The organism is Gammaproteobacteria bacterium, from assembly GCA_030949385.1.
Lineage (GTDB): Bacteria > Pseudomonadota > Gammaproteobacteria > JAUZRS01 > JAUZRS01 > JAUZRS01.
This window is the reverse complement of sequence record JAUZSP010000002.1, coordinates 122,501-139,022: the sequence shown is the minus strand read 5'-3', so window position 1 is coordinate 139,022 and position 16,522 is coordinate 122,501. Positions and strand designations below refer to the sequence as shown.

General features: G+C 49.8%; 19 protein-coding genes, 1 tRNA gene and 2 rRNA genes (1 of these 22 only partly in view). 14 read left to right on the top strand and 8 right to left on the bottom strand.

Annotated features, from left to right (window positions below):
- Positions 1 to 5: 5 nt before the first annotated feature.
- Positions 6 to 707 (bottom strand): hypothetical protein, encoded by a 702-nt coding sequence (locus Q9O24_02685; GenBank protein MDQ7074062.1) that lies wholly within the window; start codon positions 705 to 707, stop codon positions 6 to 8.
- Positions 708 to 746: 39 nt separating this feature from the next.
- Positions 747 to 1,874 (bottom strand): MOSC domain-containing protein, encoded by a 1,128-nt coding sequence (locus tag Q9O24_02680; GenBank protein MDQ7074061.1) that lies wholly within the window; start codon positions 1,872 to 1,874, stop codon positions 747 to 749.
- Positions 1,875 to 2,204: 330 nt separating this feature from the next.
- Between Q9O24_02680 and Q9O24_02675 the strand changes: the two genes are divergently transcribed.
- The 12 genes from Q9O24_02675 to Q9O24_02620 all read left to right on the top strand — a co-directional run bounded on the left by Q9O24_02675 (position 2,205) and on the right by Q9O24_02620 (position 11,113).
- Complete coding sequence (locus tag Q9O24_02675; protein ID MDQ7074060.1) at positions 2,205 to 3,464, top strand: integrase family protein; 1,260 nt, start codon at positions 2,205 to 2,207, stop codon at positions 3,462 to 3,464.
- Positions 3,465 to 4,124: 660 nt separating this feature from the next.
- A complete protein-coding gene (locus Q9O24_02670; protein MDQ7074059.1) occupies positions 4,125 to 4,253 on the top strand; it encodes a hypothetical protein in 129 nt (42 codons plus the stop codon).
- 11 nt (positions 4,254 to 4,264) lie between these two features.
- Complete coding sequence (locus tag Q9O24_02665; GenBank protein ID MDQ7074058.1) at positions 4,265 to 4,753, top strand: hypothetical protein; 489 nt, start codon at positions 4,265 to 4,267, stop codon at positions 4,751 to 4,753.
- A 24-nt stretch (positions 4,754 to 4,777) separates the two neighbouring features.
- Positions 4,778 to 5,293: a hypothetical protein gene (locus tag Q9O24_02660; protein ID MDQ7074057.1), complete on the top strand. Its 516-nt coding sequence runs from the start codon at positions 4,778 to 4,780 to the stop codon at positions 5,291 to 5,293.
- A 521-nt stretch (positions 5,294 to 5,814) separates the two neighbouring features.
- Positions 5,815 to 6,033 (top strand): helix-turn-helix domain-containing protein, encoded by a 219-nt coding sequence (locus tag Q9O24_02655; GenBank protein ID MDQ7074056.1) that lies wholly within the window; start codon positions 5,815 to 5,817, stop codon positions 6,031 to 6,033.
- The gene (locus Q9O24_02650) at positions 6,024 to 6,437 is read left to right on the top strand and encodes a Mor transcription activator family protein (protein MDQ7074055.1); all 414 of its coding nucleotides are present in this window, start codon (positions 6,024 to 6,026) and stop codon (positions 6,435 to 6,437) included. Before Q9O24_02655 ends, Q9O24_02650 begins: the two co-directional genes overlap by 10 nt.
- 314 nt (positions 6,438 to 6,751) lie before the next feature.
- Positions 6,752 to 6,964: a hypothetical protein gene (locus tag Q9O24_02645; protein ID MDQ7074054.1), complete on the top strand. Its 213-nt coding sequence runs from the start codon at positions 6,752 to 6,754 to the stop codon at positions 6,962 to 6,964.
- A 2-nt stretch (positions 6,965 to 6,966) separates the two neighbouring features.
- Positions 6,967 to 7,371, top strand: coding sequence for a hypothetical protein (locus tag Q9O24_02640; GenBank protein ID MDQ7074053.1), 405 nt, complete (start codon positions 6,967 to 6,969; stop codon positions 7,369 to 7,371).
- Entirely contained in the window at positions 7,368 to 7,676 is a 309-nt protein-coding gene (locus Q9O24_02635) for a hypothetical protein (GenBank protein MDQ7074052.1), read from the top strand. The genes Q9O24_02640 and Q9O24_02635 overlap by 4 nt, the downstream gene beginning before the upstream one ends.
- Positions 7,677 to 7,678: 2 nt before the next feature.
- Entirely contained in the window at positions 7,679 to 8,752 is a 1,074-nt protein-coding gene (locus Q9O24_02630; GenBank protein MDQ7074051.1) for a toprim domain-containing protein, read from the top strand.
- A gap of 137 nt (positions 8,753 to 8,889) precedes the next feature.
- Positions 8,890 to 10,410, top strand: a complete 1,521-nt coding sequence (locus Q9O24_02625; GenBank protein ID MDQ7074050.1) for a phage/plasmid primase, P4 family — start codon at positions 8,890 to 8,892, stop codon at positions 10,408 to 10,410.
- Between the two features lie 298 nt (positions 10,411 to 10,708).
- Entirely contained in the window at positions 10,709 to 11,113 is a 405-nt protein-coding gene (locus tag Q9O24_02620; protein ID MDQ7074049.1) for a hypothetical protein, read from the top strand.
- A gap of 117 nt (positions 11,114 to 11,230) precedes the next feature.
- Here Q9O24_02620 and Q9O24_02615 read toward each other — a convergent pair.
- The 4 genes from Q9O24_02615 to Q9O24_02600 all read right to left on the bottom strand — a co-directional run bounded on the left by Q9O24_02615 (position 11,231) and on the right by Q9O24_02600 (position 13,696).
- Positions 11,231 to 11,306 (bottom strand) — tRNA-Thr (locus tag Q9O24_02615).
- Positions 11,307 to 11,380: 74 nt separating this feature from the next.
- Positions 11,381 to 12,172, bottom strand: a complete 792-nt coding sequence (locus Q9O24_02610; protein MDQ7074048.1) for an SPOR domain-containing protein — start codon at positions 12,170 to 12,172, stop codon at positions 11,381 to 11,383.
- A gap of 4 nt (positions 12,173 to 12,176) precedes the next feature.
- Positions 12,177 to 12,905, bottom strand: coding sequence for a type III pantothenate kinase (locus Q9O24_02605; protein MDQ7074047.1), 729 nt, complete (start codon positions 12,903 to 12,905; stop codon positions 12,177 to 12,179).
- On the bottom strand, positions 12,902 to 13,696 hold the full coding sequence (locus tag Q9O24_02600) for a biotin--[acetyl-CoA-carboxylase] ligase (protein MDQ7074046.1): 795 nt from the start codon (positions 13,694 to 13,696) through the stop codon (positions 12,902 to 12,904). Before Q9O24_02600 ends, Q9O24_02605 begins: the two co-directional genes overlap by 4 nt.
- Before the next feature lie 94 nt (positions 13,697 to 13,790).
- Between Q9O24_02600 and Q9O24_02595 the strand changes: the two genes are divergently transcribed.
- Positions 13,791 to 14,369 (top strand): nitroreductase, encoded by a 579-nt coding sequence (locus Q9O24_02595; protein ID MDQ7074045.1) that lies wholly within the window; start codon positions 13,791 to 13,793, stop codon positions 14,367 to 14,369.
- Positions 14,369 to 14,986 carry a transglycosylase SLT domain-containing protein gene (locus tag Q9O24_02590; protein MDQ7074044.1) on the top strand — a complete coding sequence of 206 codons (618 nt, stop codon included), beginning with the start codon at positions 14,369 to 14,371 and terminating at the stop codon, positions 14,984 to 14,986. Before Q9O24_02595 ends, Q9O24_02590 begins: the two co-directional genes overlap by 1 nt.
- A gap of 77 nt (positions 14,987 to 15,063) precedes the next feature.
- Here Q9O24_02590 and rrf read toward each other — a convergent pair.
- Positions 15,064 to 15,179: ribosomal RNA gene (rrf, locus tag Q9O24_02585) — 5S ribosomal RNA — on the bottom strand.
- A 130-nt stretch (positions 15,180 to 15,309) separates the two neighbouring features.
- Positions 15,310 to 16,522, bottom strand: a 23S ribosomal RNA gene (locus Q9O24_02580) (it continues 1,693 nt past the right edge of the window).

The following is a 16,522-nucleotide window of genomic DNA, read 5'->3' as shown; positions in this document are numbered from 1 at the left end:
TCCACTCAGCGATAAACCCGTTGAAAATAGAGTACACGTCCTGCTTCATCTCTGACCGTCAGTTTGTCGGCCTTAATCCAATATTGGTAATTAGCCACGGTTTTATGGCTTGGAATAGAAGCCTGAAAACGATCTCGACCAATGGAAAGATAACCACTGAACTTCTGAGAACCTTTATCCGAATAGAGAAAACGGCTGTCTTTAATCGCAATCATTTCGCCACCGCTGCCCTGCCATAACCCCTCTAAAGAGTGCTCTTCTTGAGCGTTGGGGGAATGCTCTGGTGGTTGTGGCCAACCGTTCGCACTGTCTAGCAACGGTGATGAAGCTCCCTTAAACAGAGATTGCCCAGCAGAAAAAGGTTGATTAGGCTGCATCATCTGTTGCTGTTGAAATAGGGGAAACAGTGAATTTGGCATCGCGCCCATGGCATTTTGTGGCATCGACGTAGCCGATCTAGAATAATCGCCTGTCTGAGGCAGCCAACTGTTACCCGCAGCGCTCGATGGGTAATCCGTAGCAGGCGTTGGATAAGGGCTGGCAGGTGGCATCATGGGCGCAACACCGGCAAGCGGTGGGTAGAGTGAATTGGGTTGCGGCATAACTCCCGAGGCCATGCCAGGCAACGGGGGATAAAGCCCATAATTAGTCGCACTTACAGAACCCACTAACGTGGATAAAATCACCCCAAAAATCAGACTTCTCACAATATCACCTGCTGCAAAATTCAATTCAAAAACAGGCTGCTATTGAGCCATCTCAACCACGGTTACCTTTTGACGCAAACGCAACTCTCCCGTTTCAGCAGGAATCACATTTTGACCAAAATAGACCTCTTTTCCCCGTTTACGAAAGGTTAATAAGGTTCTCAATGGCTCTTGCTGAGGACTCTTTTCAGCACTTTGTGGATCAATCGTGGTGATCACACACCGACTGCACGGCTTCACCACGCTTAATTCTACCTCATCTATTTTTAACTGCCGCCATTGATCCTCGGCAAAGGCCTCACAGCCCTCCACCACCACATTAGGTCGAAAATGCGCCATGCTCACCGGCTGTTCCAGCTTCTCATTCAAAGCCTCTAAAGAGGCTTCTGAAATAAGCAACAAGGGAAAACCATCGGCAAAGCTAACCTGATCCTGCGACTGCGCGTAAACAGGATCAATGGGGCGCTGCACATGATCGGGCATATAAACCACGCGGCACGGCTGCGCTAAAAAGCCCGACAACCACGCATCAACCTCGCTGCCACAGGACTCCGCTGCAAGCCAATCGTTCCAAACCTTAACCTGCGAAACATCACCGCCACCACGCGAAGCACAGACCGGCTCAGCCTCTGCCAAGGAGATCAACAAGCCCTTATCTGTGAGCCGCACATCCAACAGCGCCATTCTCGGCTGTTGACGCTGAGTAATAAACTCTCCGTTGCTGTCCACCACCATCCAGCGCCGGTCGTCTTGCAAACCACGCGCCTCCAGCAGCACCGAATCCAACGAGATACCACGTAAGGATTTACAAGGATAAATTATCAAAGATGAGATGGTCACTTCGCCTTTGTTTCTGCGTCGAAACCAGCCTTTTACGCCACCACTCATGTTTTTTACACCGTCTTTAAAACGTTGCAACAGACGACGCGCCCAAGCGAACTCCATCCCCAAAATGCCCAACCCAATCGGGATCACAACCACCGCCGGTCCTGGAGTCACCAACATAATAATGCCAATGAGCAACACCGTACTGCCAACAATAAAAACCAACAAACGACGAATGTGACGTGTGCCTAAACGCAGCAACGCTTGCAAAGAACCCGTAGGCTTGACGGCGACCTCTTTATCTTGGCCACTTTTTGGATTTTCTGGGGCGGGTGCAGACATAAGTTCACAGATCTTAAAAATGAGGGCGCACTATAACGTCACCGCTCGCAATTGGCGATACGTTCTAGGGGAAGGGAGACAACTAAGAGAATAAAGGTCTTAAAAATAGACTGAAATATGAAAATATATGGAGCTGGCGATAGGAGTCGAACCTACGACCTGCTGATTACAAATCATCTTAAATAGTGATATGGTGCGATACAGGGGGGGACATTAGAAACCATAACCCCATGATTAACTGATATATTCCTGAATTGTCTCGCTCTGTATCGCTTGGGGTATCGGCATATTATCCTCTACATGGCCTCTACATGAGACTTAGGCAACGACATGGCAACCATCCACAAAGAACTGACCGCTCACCAAGTAAACGCCATAGAAGCGCCTGAACAGGGTCAACTGTTCGTAAGGGATACGATGCTTAAGGGCTTGGCCTTGCGAGTCACTACAGGCGGTTCTAAGGCGTTTATCGTCGAGTCATGGGTAAACGGTCGATCAAGGCGGGTTACGCTTGGCAAGCACCCTGCCTTAAGCCTGAAAGATGCCCGTAAACGGGCAAGAGAGGTTATAGGGCAGTTTGCCAGCGGTCGGGACGTTGTAGCGGAACGGATCAACAGAAAGGCGCTTAGAGTGACCTTAGCGACCGTCTATCAGGATTACATGGCAAGCCGTGACCTAAAACCCCGCACCGTGGACGACTACGCCAAGGTGCTGCGCTTGGCTTTCAGTGATTGGCAGAGCAAGCCCATTACCTCAATCACCCGCAACATGGTGGAGAAACGCCACGGCCAGATGGGAGAAAGCAGCCCCACCAGCGCCAATAAGTCCATGAGGGTGCTTAGGGCGCTGTTTAACTTTGCCATTGGCAAGTATGAGAAGGCAGACGGTAGCCCCATCATTACCGACAACCCCACGCGGCGACTGTCTGCCACGCGGTCGTGGTATCGAGTCGAACGCAAACAGACGCTTATCAGGCCGGAACAGCTCCCCCAATGGTTCAGGGCTGTTTTGACCCTAAAGCCCGAACAGCCCACCAGTAAGGCCGATGTGGTGCGTGATTACCTGCTGTTGTTGATCCTCACCGGCTTACGACGTGAAGAAGCGGCACGGTTGCCGTGGTGTGACGTGGATCTACAGGGTAAGACGATCACCATCAGGGACACCAAAAACCGCCACACCCATGAGCTGCCCCTATCGGACTACCTGCACCAGCTTTTAAGCCAAAGGAAAGAGCAAGCCAACGGCTCACGCTACGTCTTTGCCGGTGACGGTAAGGGCGGTTACTTGGTGGAACCCAAGCGGTGGTTGCAGAAGGTGACAAAGCAGAGCGGCGTACCCTTCACCATTCACGATCTACGACGGACGTTTATCACGATTGCTGAAAGCTTGGACATTCCAGCCTACGCCCTTAAGCGACTGCTCAACCACAAAAGCGGGGGTGACGTGACAGCCGGTTATATCATCATGGACGTGGAGCGGCTACGGGAACCGATGCAACGTATAACCGATTTCATTCTAAAGGCCGGTGGAGTCAAACAGGGGGCAGAGGTGGTTAACCTGACCAAGAGACTAAAAACAGATAAACGGTAAAAAAGCACCAAAAAACAAAAAACAATAAGTAAGGCATAAAAATCACAGTTATCTTGTTTAACCTCTTCTCTTTTCCTTGAGGGGGATGTGCATTCACTGTGCAGAAAATTCCAAAAAATAGACATTTATCGTCACCCTTTTTGCTTTATCTAATAAAAACAATGACATAACAAAATAATTATCGTCACCAAGCCCGTGATTATCGTCACCAAGCCCGTGATTATCGTCACCAAGCCCTTTTTTATCGTCACCAAGCCAAGGATTTTAATTACTTGCGTCACCCTTTTGGTCAAAAAATGCCTTTTATTTCCTTATGTCACCACTTTGGCCTGCAAACGACACCCGTGATAAAACGGAAAAAACAGCCATGATAGCTTCTATTGTTTTTGCAGTTATCTTGCCTTATATCATCGGTTATGGCTGTTTTTAGTGTCTGTTTTGCCTGCTATTCTTTGGGGTGTTTTATGGCCTTTTTCGTGGTTGGCCGGTTGGTTTTAAGAAATATGCTGAGAATAGAGCGGCGACAACTGGCGACCATGAGAGACAACGCCAATCTGTATTATGTAAAGACTTGCCGTTATACTCGCTGCTTTAGCTTAATTCTTGCTATACGAAAATCAAAAACCAAGGTACAAGCCGCAACATGAAGGCAAAACCACTATGAGCGTATTTGATAAAAATCGCTGGACTGTAGAACAGCGCCGTTATTTTGAACATATTCAACGCTGCGCTTTGCTCTCAAGAGATCAATGGATTAGCAACGGCAAACCAAGCCACGCCATTTTTTAGTGGGTAAGTTTTTGGAGCTGGCCACCAGCAAGGTAAGAATCCTATCAGGCAGTCTTAAGCGTGAAAGTGACATAGAAACCGTGGGTAACGGTAAAAAACTGCCCATCTATGCGGACACTGGTTTGCTGGATAGAGTAGAAAACTTCCTGACTCAGGAGGAAGGGGTAGAGTTGTCTATCATCACTGAGCGCCCCATAGACTTACCACCAGCGGCCAAACTTGAAGCGCACCCACTGATAGAGCGAGTTCTCTCTTTGAAGAAGCAGGGAACACTTAAAGGGCAATTTTCATTGCGCCAGCTCTCTTACCCCGATGCGTTTATTAAAAGCTTTGGACACCACTTTGCGGTGATGGATCAGGATGCCTACAGGCTCGAAACAGACACGGACAACGCAAAAGCAACGGCCAATTTTGGCAGGGATGACAGACCCAAAGAACTAAACCACTTCTTCGATGTTTTGCAAAAAGATAGCAAAGACACGTTAATCTTATCCCCTTGATAAAAAACAAAAAGGCGTAGTGTTTTGGCTTTTTTACTGGCTGATTTTTCGCCTCTATTGGGCGTTTCTTTTGGTATGAACGTGGTCTTTTCTCTCTGGTCTGAATTGCATAATTCAAGAAAAGAGACCCATAACAAACTCTGCTTAGACTTTATAGAAAACCTTGATATAGCCAGCACAGATCTAAGCCCTAGGGTGATTGCCAACGCTGAGAAAAAGTTACGCAAGGCCAATATGGAAGCCGTGCAAGGCAGTGATAAGCTTTCGCTGTATGGCCAGCGTTACGGCGCTGTTGCTGCCTTTGTTATTGCCTCACTGCTGTTTATGATCGGAGTTAACCCCACCTTTTCCATTGGTTGGTTTGGCGTTGTCGTAATGATCGCCACGGTGGTTCTGCCTGTTCCGCTTTTGCTGCTTTACTTTCGCCACCATTGGAGCAAAAAACACTCAGAACTTACGAAAACATTAGCCGATATTGCAGAAATATTTGATACAGCCCCGCCTATACCCACAAACTACACACCACCAAAGCAGCTATAACCCCTCTTTTTGATCGGCCTGCTCTGCACTTGGCTGGCCTCTCCAAACTGAACGCGCTTAGTTTAAATGATCACCGTTTAAAATTTAAACGGCGCTCAATTGGCTGGCCTCTCTCACCACACCCTTAGATCTATGCCCCTACAAAGCCCTCTATGCCCCGTGGTATCCCATCCGGTAACGGCGGTGGGGATTTTCAGTGCTTGCCTACATGAAAACACCCCCTCTTAGGCGGTTCAAATTAAGCGGTATTTGGTGGGATTTGGCGGTATTTGGTGGGATTTTAAGCGCGAATAATTTAAACCCCGATTAAACCCTATTTAAACCTTCCTAAAAGTTATCCGTGGGTTTTAGATCTTATAGTGAGGGACTTGAATCCCGTCGAGACCGTTGGTGACAATCGGGCAACACGGAGTAAGGAATAAAGATCGGGGTTTTCACTCAGATCCCATAATCTCACTCAACCGCCAAACCGTGCCATCTTATGCCCCGTCGAGACCATCAGTGACCACAAGGAGGCAACAATGGGCGAACAATCAAACCAATCTCAGCGATTAACCGCAAAAGACGCGGCGGCGTATCTGGGAATCTCTCTAAGCAAACTTAAAAAGGAGCGACTGAAAGGCGCAGAACCCGCCTTTATTCGCATTGGGCGGCGTGTCTTGTACGACACCACCGACCTAGACAACTACCTAAGCGCCAACCGCCAACCCGTGACCCGTGGGGGTGTTGTATGTCGATAATGCAGCAACAGCACAAAAGCCTTAACAGTGATGGGTTGCCCGAATTGATGGGGGAGGCGATAGGCAGCACCACCGCCCAATGGCCTGAAACCATGCGGGATATGGTGGAGATGTTTACCCGCCATGTGATGAAAATCCGACCGCTCTCCGAAGCCAAAGCACGGCAAGAGGCAAAAGGTTTAGTGCTTGAGTTATCCCACCATTTTGGCGGTCAGCAGGTCTATATTGCGCGGGATGAAAAGTTACGCTTAGCCATTAGAAACTATTGCATGTTAAAGGAGTTTGACGGTTCCAATGTGGTGGGGTTGGCGCGGCGTTACCGGCTTTCTGTCCCAAGCATTTACGATATTTTAAAGAAAGAAAAGCAGCGCCAAGCACAACGCCGTGGGAAAAATCGGGCATGAACCCCCACAATTCCCCCTTGATCCTAAGCCCTGCTTTCCCGTATGCTTCTGGCGCTGGGCTTGAACACCCAAAAAAAAAGCGGAACCCGCACCCGTCAGACAGCGGTTTTTTTTGTGCCTGTAATAAAGGGCGCTTACAAGTTATTTATGCGTGGGTAAAAAACCTGCGTGTAACTCCCCTGTTATGTCGGGTGGCGTGCGTACATAAAAGACCCTCGCGGGGAAAACGTGCGGCTGTTACTTTTTGCAGTGTTCAACCACCTGACACCCTTGTTACTTCTCTTTTTGAACAAAGAAAAAAGGAACCGCCTATCATGGCCAAACACCCCAAAACCGTTACGCCCTGCGTCAACGAAACCCCGCTTGAACGCTTAATCTCTTCCCACTTTTTCCTCTCTTTTGTCCCCCTGATTTTGTGGTCGTCAATGGTTTGGTTTGCGGCTTTAAATCTGTTGATCTTCCAGACACCAACAGAGTGCAGCAGCGCCAACAACCACCACACCACCAGCACACAAAAAGGAATTTGATCATGCAAAGAATGGAAAACAACCCCCAACAAACGTGGGGCAACGCCCCTTTACAGTGCGGCTTAAACACCGCCCACCTGTTTATGGTCGGCTATGAGTTCAGCCTAATTAACATCGGCGGAAAACCCTTTGTGGGCTTGGAACCGGTGGCGGCCATTTTGGGCTTGGATGTTTGGATGTTGATCGAACGCGCAGAAAGCAACGCCATTTTGTTGGCCACCTTAAGCGTGTCAAAGGGTGAAGCCACACCATTAGTAGAGTTGTCTTTGTTGGTCGAGATCATCCCAGACAGCGCCCTACAGGGAGCCATTATTGCGAAACTGCTTTGCAAGCTCTGGAGCCAATGGAGCGTCCAACAGCTCCAACTGTCGGGCTTTAACCGCATAATGCAGGGGCGTTTAGCATGAATAACAACACCCAATCCGTGGACGGCGTGGCACAAATTGACCTCATAAACTGCGCCTTATCGCGCTCCGAAGGGGTAACGGAACTGGTCTACTGCTTGGGTGAATTGGCAGAGATGAACAACAGCATGGACGTGGTGAGACCCGTAGCCCTTTCCAGCGCCGCAGCTGTGATTCTGGAAGAGCTGAAAAAGATCCGTGAACACACCAGCACCCTCTTTGATGCTCTGTGTGACGCTTACCGAAAAAACACCCCTGCCCCTTCCTTGGTCGGCCTGAACTTACCCAAAACAGCAACGGGGGCGTGATTATGGCCGCGCTGCGCTTTGCCGATGTAAAACAACACGCCACCGGCCACTGGTTGCCCCTTTTGGCGGAACTGGCTCCGAACTTAGGGGAAGCCATCGAAAAGACCCCACGGCATGTGGGATGCCCCGTGCATGGTGGTTCCGATGGGTTCCGGCTCTATCAAGATGCCGCCCAAGTGGGGGGCGGGGTTTGTAACTCTTGCGGCTCTTTTCGGGACGGGTTCGCGCTTCTTGGCTGGCTCAATGGCTGGGACAACAGCCAGACCTTAAGGGAAGTGGCTGGCGTTCTTGGATTGGCTGGCCAGAGTGGAAACACACCCCCCATGCCCATCAAACCGATCACCCCAAAAAGCACAAGGGACGCGATTAAAAGCCGCAACAGCGCGGCACGGGACGCGCTCCGGCGCGTCTATTCGCAACTCTTGCCAGCGGATCACCCCGACGCTAAGCCGTTAATCGCTTACCTGATTGAACGCGGTTTAGGTGGGATTGTATTGGCTGGCCTGCCTGACAGCCTGCGCTATCACCCCAATTTAGACTACTGGGAACCCGACCCCACCACCGGCAAGCCCGTTAAGCGGGGCAGCCATCCGGCAATGGTGGCCTTGATCCAATCACCCAACGGCAAAATGGCAACACTGCACCGCACCTACCTACAAGCCGATGGCCAAAAAGCGGCGGTGGAATCACCCAAAAAGTTAATGACGGCGGTTGAGCGTGGTGCAAGTCACGGCGCAGCAATCCAGCTCTGTGAACCCATCCATGAGCTGTGTTTGGCCGAAGGCATAGAGACCGCTTTGGCCGTCTGGCTGGCCACGGGAAAACCAACGTGGGCAACCATCAGCGCCTACGGGTTGGAGTCGGTGCAGTTGCCCGACTGCGTGCAGCGTGTCTTTATTATGGCCGATTTAGACCGCTCCGGTCGGGGTGAACAGGCCGCTTGTAAATTGGCTGGCCGTCTTGAAAACGAAGGCCGTACCGTCTCCATCCACCTACCTGAACACCCCATCCAAGAGGGGGAAAAATCACGGGACTGGCTGGATGTGTTGAACGAAAAAGAGGAAACAACCCCGTGAGCAAAAAAGAGATTAATAAATCAATCACAGAGATAAAACCACGGCTTAAAAAAAACAATAGAGATAAAAACACACCGCCAATAAAAGAGGGTGAAAATAAAACAATACCCTTTAAAAAGCCTGAAAAAAGCACAGATATGGCGGTATTTCAGCCTGTAAACGCCCCAGCTTTACGGCGTTTATTGCGGCAAGGGAAACGGCGCAGCAGTCAGGCAGAGTTAGACGATTTGGCGGTAAAAGAGTGGGAAAAAATGCCAGCGGAAAGCACCGCCAGCGAATGGCTTACGGATCTACTTTGTGAAGTGTTGGCGTGGGATGATGTGGGGGGTTATTGGGTGCTTTGTGACGGCAAAACGTGGCAAAGATGCACCGAAAAACGCGCTCAAAGAGTGGTGAAACTGGTGTTATTGGCCGCACTGCCCGACGGTTTCGGCCTTAATCCTTTTCGCAACGTCATGGTGTTTTTCCAAGGTGATTATGCCGTTAATGAATGGAACGAAGGGCGGCATCTGCTGCCCCTAGATAACGGCGTTTTAGACCTCACACGTCAAACCCTAACCCCCTACACCGCAGGGATGTGGTTTAACTGGCGTTTGCCCTTTGCCCACAATCCTAAAGCCGATTGTCCCACCATAAAACAGTGGTTGCATGAAGCCACACAAGGGGATGAAAGCATGGTTCACTTCCTGCGCTCTTGGATGAAAGCGGTGTTAACAGGCCGCACCGACCTACAGAAATATTTAGAGCTGATTGGAGCCGGTGGCACGGGAAAATCCACCTTTCTAAACCTGCTTTCTGAGTTGGTCGGGATAAAAAACACCTTTACCACCAACCTGCACAACTTGGAAAAAAACCGCTTTGAAGGGGCTTCTATCTACGGCAAGCGGCTTTTGTTGATCACAGACAGTGACAGCTACGGCGGTGAGGTGGCCAACCTGAAAGCCATGACCGGCGGCGATATGATCCGCTATGAGGCCAAAGGCAAACAGCAGCGCGAACCCTTTAAACCCACCTGTTTGGTGGCCATTGCAGCCAATCAGGTTATCCAGTCCAAAGACTACACCAGCGGCTTGATGCGGCGAAGGATCACGCTCCAGTTCAACCACCGTCCCACTGAAAGAGACAAAGCGCGTTTTGCTGGCAAAAAAGGCGGCATGTTGGGGGTGATGAAAAGCGAGCTTTCCGGCCTGCTTAACTGGTTGTTGGAGTTGTCCGACGATGCCGTGACCGAAGCCATTAACGCGCCTTGTCAGGTGGTCAGTGATTCCACCTTGGAGGCCATGCTTGACAGTAATCCAGTGGCGCAATGGGTAGAGGATAACTGCATCTACGCCCCCGACACCTTTACCCTTAATGGCAGCAACACCAGCGCAGAAGATCCGGCGCTTATTGCTTCCATGCTCTACCCCAATTACGCCAATTGGTGCGAAGAAGCAGGCCATAGACCCGTAACAGTGCGAAAGCTTGGTGCAGCGGTGATTGACCTTTGCCAAACGCACAAACTGGACGTTAAAGCGGATCGAAAAAAATCAGGCCGTGGGCTTATGGGTTTGCGCCTGAGAACAGCCAGCGACGGCGCTATTAGAACCCCCATCATGGGCTACCTAAGCGACACCCAAAGCGGCGACCCCTCCAAAATCAGCGCGATTATTTCCTAAGAAACTGAGTTGTTTTAGGTGGGTTAATGCCCACCGTGGGGATTTTTGCGCCCAACAGGGTGACGCAAGTAATTTAAATCTTTGGGTTGGTGACGATAAAAAGGGGTGCGGTGACGATAAAATCGGCTTGGTGACGATAATCAACCCGATTTCTATTCCTTGCGTCACCCCTTAACTCTTTGATTTTTATAACAAATAGGCTAAAAACACCCCTAGGGTGACGATAATTAAGGCTAAAATCTCACTTACGTGTGTGTGCGAATAGCATTTAGTTTGCTTTTAGGTCAATGGTTTTTTTATGACATCGAGGTCAAAATTAAGAGGGGGCGTTACGGTGGGTTTATCGTGGTTGGCAAAGCTGGAACAAGCAGGCTTAAGGGTGACGTTGTACGGTAACTCTCTGCTGCTTGATGGGGCAAAAAGCCTGCTTACCAAGGAGGTGATTAACCGTGTTGCTCAAAACAAAGCAGTGATTAAAAACGCCCTACGGCAACGATCCAACTTAGCCCCCTCTCTTGGTCGGCAAGCTCTTAAGCCCAAACCGGCCAAAGCAGCGGTTAAGGTCTACCGATACCAGATTGACGGTGGGGGCAATTGGCTTACCCTGATAGCGCCCAACAACAATTTAGAACAGGCAAAGAAGCGGTTACGCTACCAGTACGGTGAACGGCTCACAACGGTGGTGCCAGTGGCCAGCGAATAGCGAATAGCGAAGGAAACAAAACAGCCAGAAAGAGGGGTGCGTCGGGGTAGTTCTCTACATTGCCTCTACATGAAAAATAAGTAAACAGAGGTAGTAGTTATAAGTGATTGTTTTATATGGAGCTGGCGATAGGAGTCGAACCTACGACCTGCTGATTACAAATCAGCTGCTCTACCAACTGAGCTACGCCAGCAATAACAGTTTTTCAACAGATCGGTGATTACCAATCTGCTGGGCGATTGTAGGCAAAAGCGTCCCGTAAAGCAATCAATTACACGCTCTTTCTAGCCGCTGTAAAGATTTTTCTTCCTTGCCTTGTAGGAGTGCCAGATCAATCGGCTCTTCAACGCCAGTATAATCGAGCCAATAGAGCTGACGAGTACGGAAACGACTCAACATTTTAGGTTGAAAACCTCTTTTTTTAACCAAGATCATGCGGCGCAAAGCGTGTTTTTTATCCTTAAACAGACCCAAGGAAATCGCGTAACGCTGCGCGCCACGTTTTAAAATAATGTAATAATCTCGAATTTTCTTCTGTTTTAGCTGCTCCGTTACCTTTTTTGCTTTCGCCAAAGTGGGCAAAGCACTCAAATAAACTTGATAGGAGCTCAGATAACGCTCCTTTAATTCACGCTGCGTCACTTCTATCTGTTGTTCAGCCAATTTCGAAGTTGCACTTTTTACCGCATCCAAGTCAGTGAAGGGGCCGAGACTAAAACAGCTTTTTGGCAACGTAACGTGCAGCCCATCCGATTCTGTTTTACTCAGCAAAACACCCTCGCCAACCTCCTCTTCAATCGCACTCATTTCACGCTCTGAAATCGTGGCAACGTTGCTCTTCGCATCACTGTTTTTGATCAAAACCTCTACCGAAGGGGTTGATGCAACATGCTCAGACGAGCTTTCTGTCTCATCTGCGCTTCTTTCCATAACCAGCTTCAATTCATCCACACTAACGGGAAAATGATGGTAGGCCATGGTTGCTTTAGGCGCTAAAAAAAAGTACCAAGCCAAACCAGAAAGATTCAAAAACAGCAATAAAAACAAAAACAGACGCATAACGTTATCGATCCACCCAACATTCAACACCTTGCAAAATAAGGTCAGGTAATAGCACCACTTCTAAACCCAAAACCTTGTCCAAAAGCAGCGCATCCCCCCCCGTCATCAACACCTTAACCGGAACTGACAGATTAATTTCACACTGATTAACAAAAACCGTCACCACACTGGCCAAACCGTGCAAAGTCCCACCCACAATGCCATCTGCGGTATTTTTTGCCAGCCAAACCGCTTTCCCCTGCTCTGTAAGCAAGCCCACATCATTCATCAAAGCACGACGCAAACCCTGCAAACCTGGGAAAATCTGCCCGCCCAAATGTTGGCCATCGGTAGTCAAACAGTCCATCGTCAAGGCACTCCCCGCTGAAATCATGCACAGGTCAGAACGACAAAAACGGCGCGCCGCCAACAGTGCCGCCCAGCGATCATTGCCCAACTGCTGCGGGTTTTGGTAGCCGTTGCGAACCCCCAACAGAGCAGCAGAGGAACGCAACCACTCCACTGGCAAGCCCCACACACGTTCTACCCAAGTGGTTAATTTCTCCTCAATTGAGAGGGACAACACGCTACAGACCAAAACACGCTCTGGCTGAAGAGAGCCCCATTCTTCGCCGAATAAATCATCCAATGGCCGATCTTTCCAAGCAATGGCCTCAACCTCAGAGCGTTTTCCAGCGTCAATGTAACGCCACTTTAAGCGCGTATTGCCCCAGTCGATTAATAACCTCACTGCGCCACCCTCACACTCACTTCGCCGCTGCTGAAGGTTCGTAGCTGCCCCGCCACCAAAATACGCAAACAGCCGCTTTGATCCACTCCCTTAGCCACACCCTGCAAAATACGCTTGGGCAAGATCAAATTAACCTCTCGTCCTTGCAGCAGATCCCAACGTGACCAACGCGAATAAAATGAAGAAAAACCACGCTCTTCATAGTCTTCGTATGCTTGAGCCAATGCAATCAGCAGTTCAGCCAACAATTCACTGCGAGAAAGCCCAAGACCCAATTGAGTCACACCCACGCAGGGCTGATCAATCTCTTTGCTCTGCTCTGAACTCAAGGCGTAATTCAGGCCAATACCCGTCACTACCGCACTTTTGCCTACAACAGAAGGCTGTACTTCAATCAGCAAACCAGCTAATTTTTTCCCATCAACGCACAGATCATTCGGCCACTTCAAAGCCACCCTCGGTAACCCCAAATAGGTCAGTTTTTCCGCCAACGTAATCCCCACAGCCAAACTAAAACCCGCTAAACGACCTTGAGTAGAAGAGAGGCGCTGAACACAAGAGAAGGTCAAGCCGCTGCCCATAGGAGCCAACCACGGCTTTCCTCTTCGCCCTCGCCCATGGGTTTGAGCTTCAGCAACGCAAACCTGAAAGCCTTCCGCCTCTGTTTGACGCATCAAATAGGCATTCGTAGAATCCAGTTCTGAAAAAACCTGCAACGACTCACAAGCCACCTGCGCTTCGTCCAGCTTCCGTCTCAACACGGATTCATTAATGGGATCAAAAGAAGACATAGAACAAAACCACGACTTAAACCTATTCTTAGGAATTCAAGCGCCGTATTATAACCAACAGCACTCTTTCATTAGCGGATTATTCACACTCTTTATGCATGACATCACTTTTTTACAGCAACGCCACTCCACCGCAGCGAAACAACTGGGCGAACCGGCTCCAAACAAAGCTGAATTGGAGCAAATTCTAGCCGCAGCGGTTGCCGCCCCCGACCACGGCGGTTTGCAACCGTGGCGATTTTTGATCATTGAAAAGGAGGCAAGACAGAAATTAGGCGACTTGATGGCTTCTTGTTATCAAAAACGTCACCCACAGGCGACAACCGAGCAAGTGGAACGCCAGCGCATCAAACCGCTGCGTTCACCGCTCATCATCACCGTTGTAGCTAAAATTCAAAGCAACCCCAGCGTCAATAAAATGGAGCAAATCCTCTCTGCCGGAGCGGCTTGCCAACAAATTTTATTGGCAAGCCAAGCGCTTGGTTACGGTGCCATCTGGCTCAGTGGCGAGAGCATTTTTGATTGGAACATCAACGAAGGCTTGGAGCTGGGTTTTGACGATCAAATCGTCGGTTTTCTCTACCTCGGCACTGAAACCGAAACAATCGCAGCACCTCAGCGTCCGAGCGTTACAGACTTTATCCAACACTGGAACCCCAGTTCTAAATCGTAATGAAGACCCCTCTCAAGACAATAACCATCGCCCTCGCCCTTCTCAGCTTCAGCAGCCAAGCAGAACAGATTTACATCTACAAGGAGCGCGATGGCACACAGTGGATTACCAACCATCGCTTAAAAAGCCAAGCGGGGCGCTTCAAGTTTGTTAAGTACCATGGTCGTCCCACCGCCACCCGCTCTTGCCACAAAGTCACTCGCAGCATTCTCAACCAACGGGCAAAAAAATATCAACGGATCATCGAACACGCGGCAAAAAAACACTCGGTCAGCAAACACCTGATTCGCGCCATTATTGAAGTAGAATCTTGTTTTGATGAAAAAGCCCACTCGCGTGTTGGCGCTCAAGGCCTGATGCAACTGATGCCCAAAACGGCCAAATATTTAGGCGTAACCAACTCATTGAACGGCAAACAGAACATCGAAGCTGGAGTACGTTATTACGCCGAGCTGCAACGGCGTTTTAACTACAACTACAAAATGGCCATTGCCGCCTACAACGCCGGCCCCACTGCGGTGGAAAAGTATCAAGGTATTCCACCTTACAAGGAAACTCAAGGTTACGTTAAAAAAGTATTAAAAAAATACCGTGCCTTTTTAACCACTAAAAAATAGCTTCAGGCATAATTTCCATTTTCTAACGGACATAAAAAGGCCCCCCCAAGGAGACCTTGGAGGGGCTAAGAATAAGCGCTTGGCAGTGACCTACTTTCACATGGGGAAGCCCCACACTATCATCGGCGCAAAGGTGTTTCACTTCTGAGTTCGGGATGGGATCAGGTGGTACCACCTCGCTATGGCCGCCAAGCATAACAGGTTCAGCAAACACGCCTTTTGGGCGCATTTACAAATAAAAGAAGTCTAGGTGTGGCCTTTCAGCCAAATAGTCGCGGTATGTTGTCTCGTTGAATCATCAACACCCACTGCTTGGGTGTTATATGGTCAAGCCTCACGGTCAATTAGTACACGTTAGCTTCACGCATTACTGCGCTTCCACACCGTGCCTATCAACGTCGTAGTCTCCAACGGACCTTTAGGGAACTCAAGGTTCCTGGGAAGTCTCATCTTGGGAGGGGCTTCGCGCTTAGATGCTTTCAGCGCTTATCCCGTCCGTACGTAGCTACCGGGCAATGCCATTGGCATGACAACCCGAACACCAGGGGTACGTCCACTCCGGTCCTCTCGTACTAGGAGCAGCTTCCCTCAAACTTCCAACGCCCACGGCAGATAGGGACCGAACTGTCTCACGACGTTCTAAACCCAGCTCGCGTACCACTTTAAATGGCGAACAGCCATACCCTTGGGACCTGCTACAGCCCCAGGATGTGATGAGCCGACATCGAGGTGCCAAACTCCTCCGTCGATATGGACTCTTGGGAGGAATCAGCCTGTTATCCCCGGAGTACCTTTTATCCGTTGAGCGATGGCCCTTCCATTCAGAACCACCGGATCACTAAGACCTACTTTCGTACCTGCTCGACGTGTCTGTCTCGCAGTTAAGCACCCTTATGCCTTTGCACTAAACGCACGATTTCCGACCGTGCTTAGGGTACCGTCGCGCTCCTCCGTTACTCTTTAGGAGGAGACCGCCCCAGTCAAACTACCCACCATACACTGTCCCTAACCCGGATAACGGGTCGAGGTTAGAACGCCAAACATACCAGGCTGGTATTTCAAGGTTGGCTCCACGATCACTGGCGTGACCGCTTCGATGCCTCCCAGCTATCCTACACAAGTAGGTTCAGCGTTCAGTGCAAAGCTGTAGTAAAGGTTCACGGGGTCTTTCCGTCTAGCCGCGGGTACGCTGCATCTTAACAGCGAATTCAATTTCACTGAGTCTCGGGTGGAGACAGTGTGGCCGTCATTACGCCATTCGTGCAGGTCGGAACTTACCCGACAAGGAATTTCGCTACCTTAGGACCGTTATAGTTACGGCCGCCGTTTACCGGGGCTTCGATCAAAAGCTTCGTCCGAAGACTAACCTCATCAATTAACCTTCCGGCACCGGGCAGGCGTCACACCCTATACGTCCTCTTTCGAGTTTGCAGAGTGCTATGTTTTTAGTAAACAGTTGCAGCCACCTGGTCTCTTCAACCCCGTTCAGCTCCGTGAGCAAGTCACTTCACCTAATTGGGGCGCACCTTCTCCCGA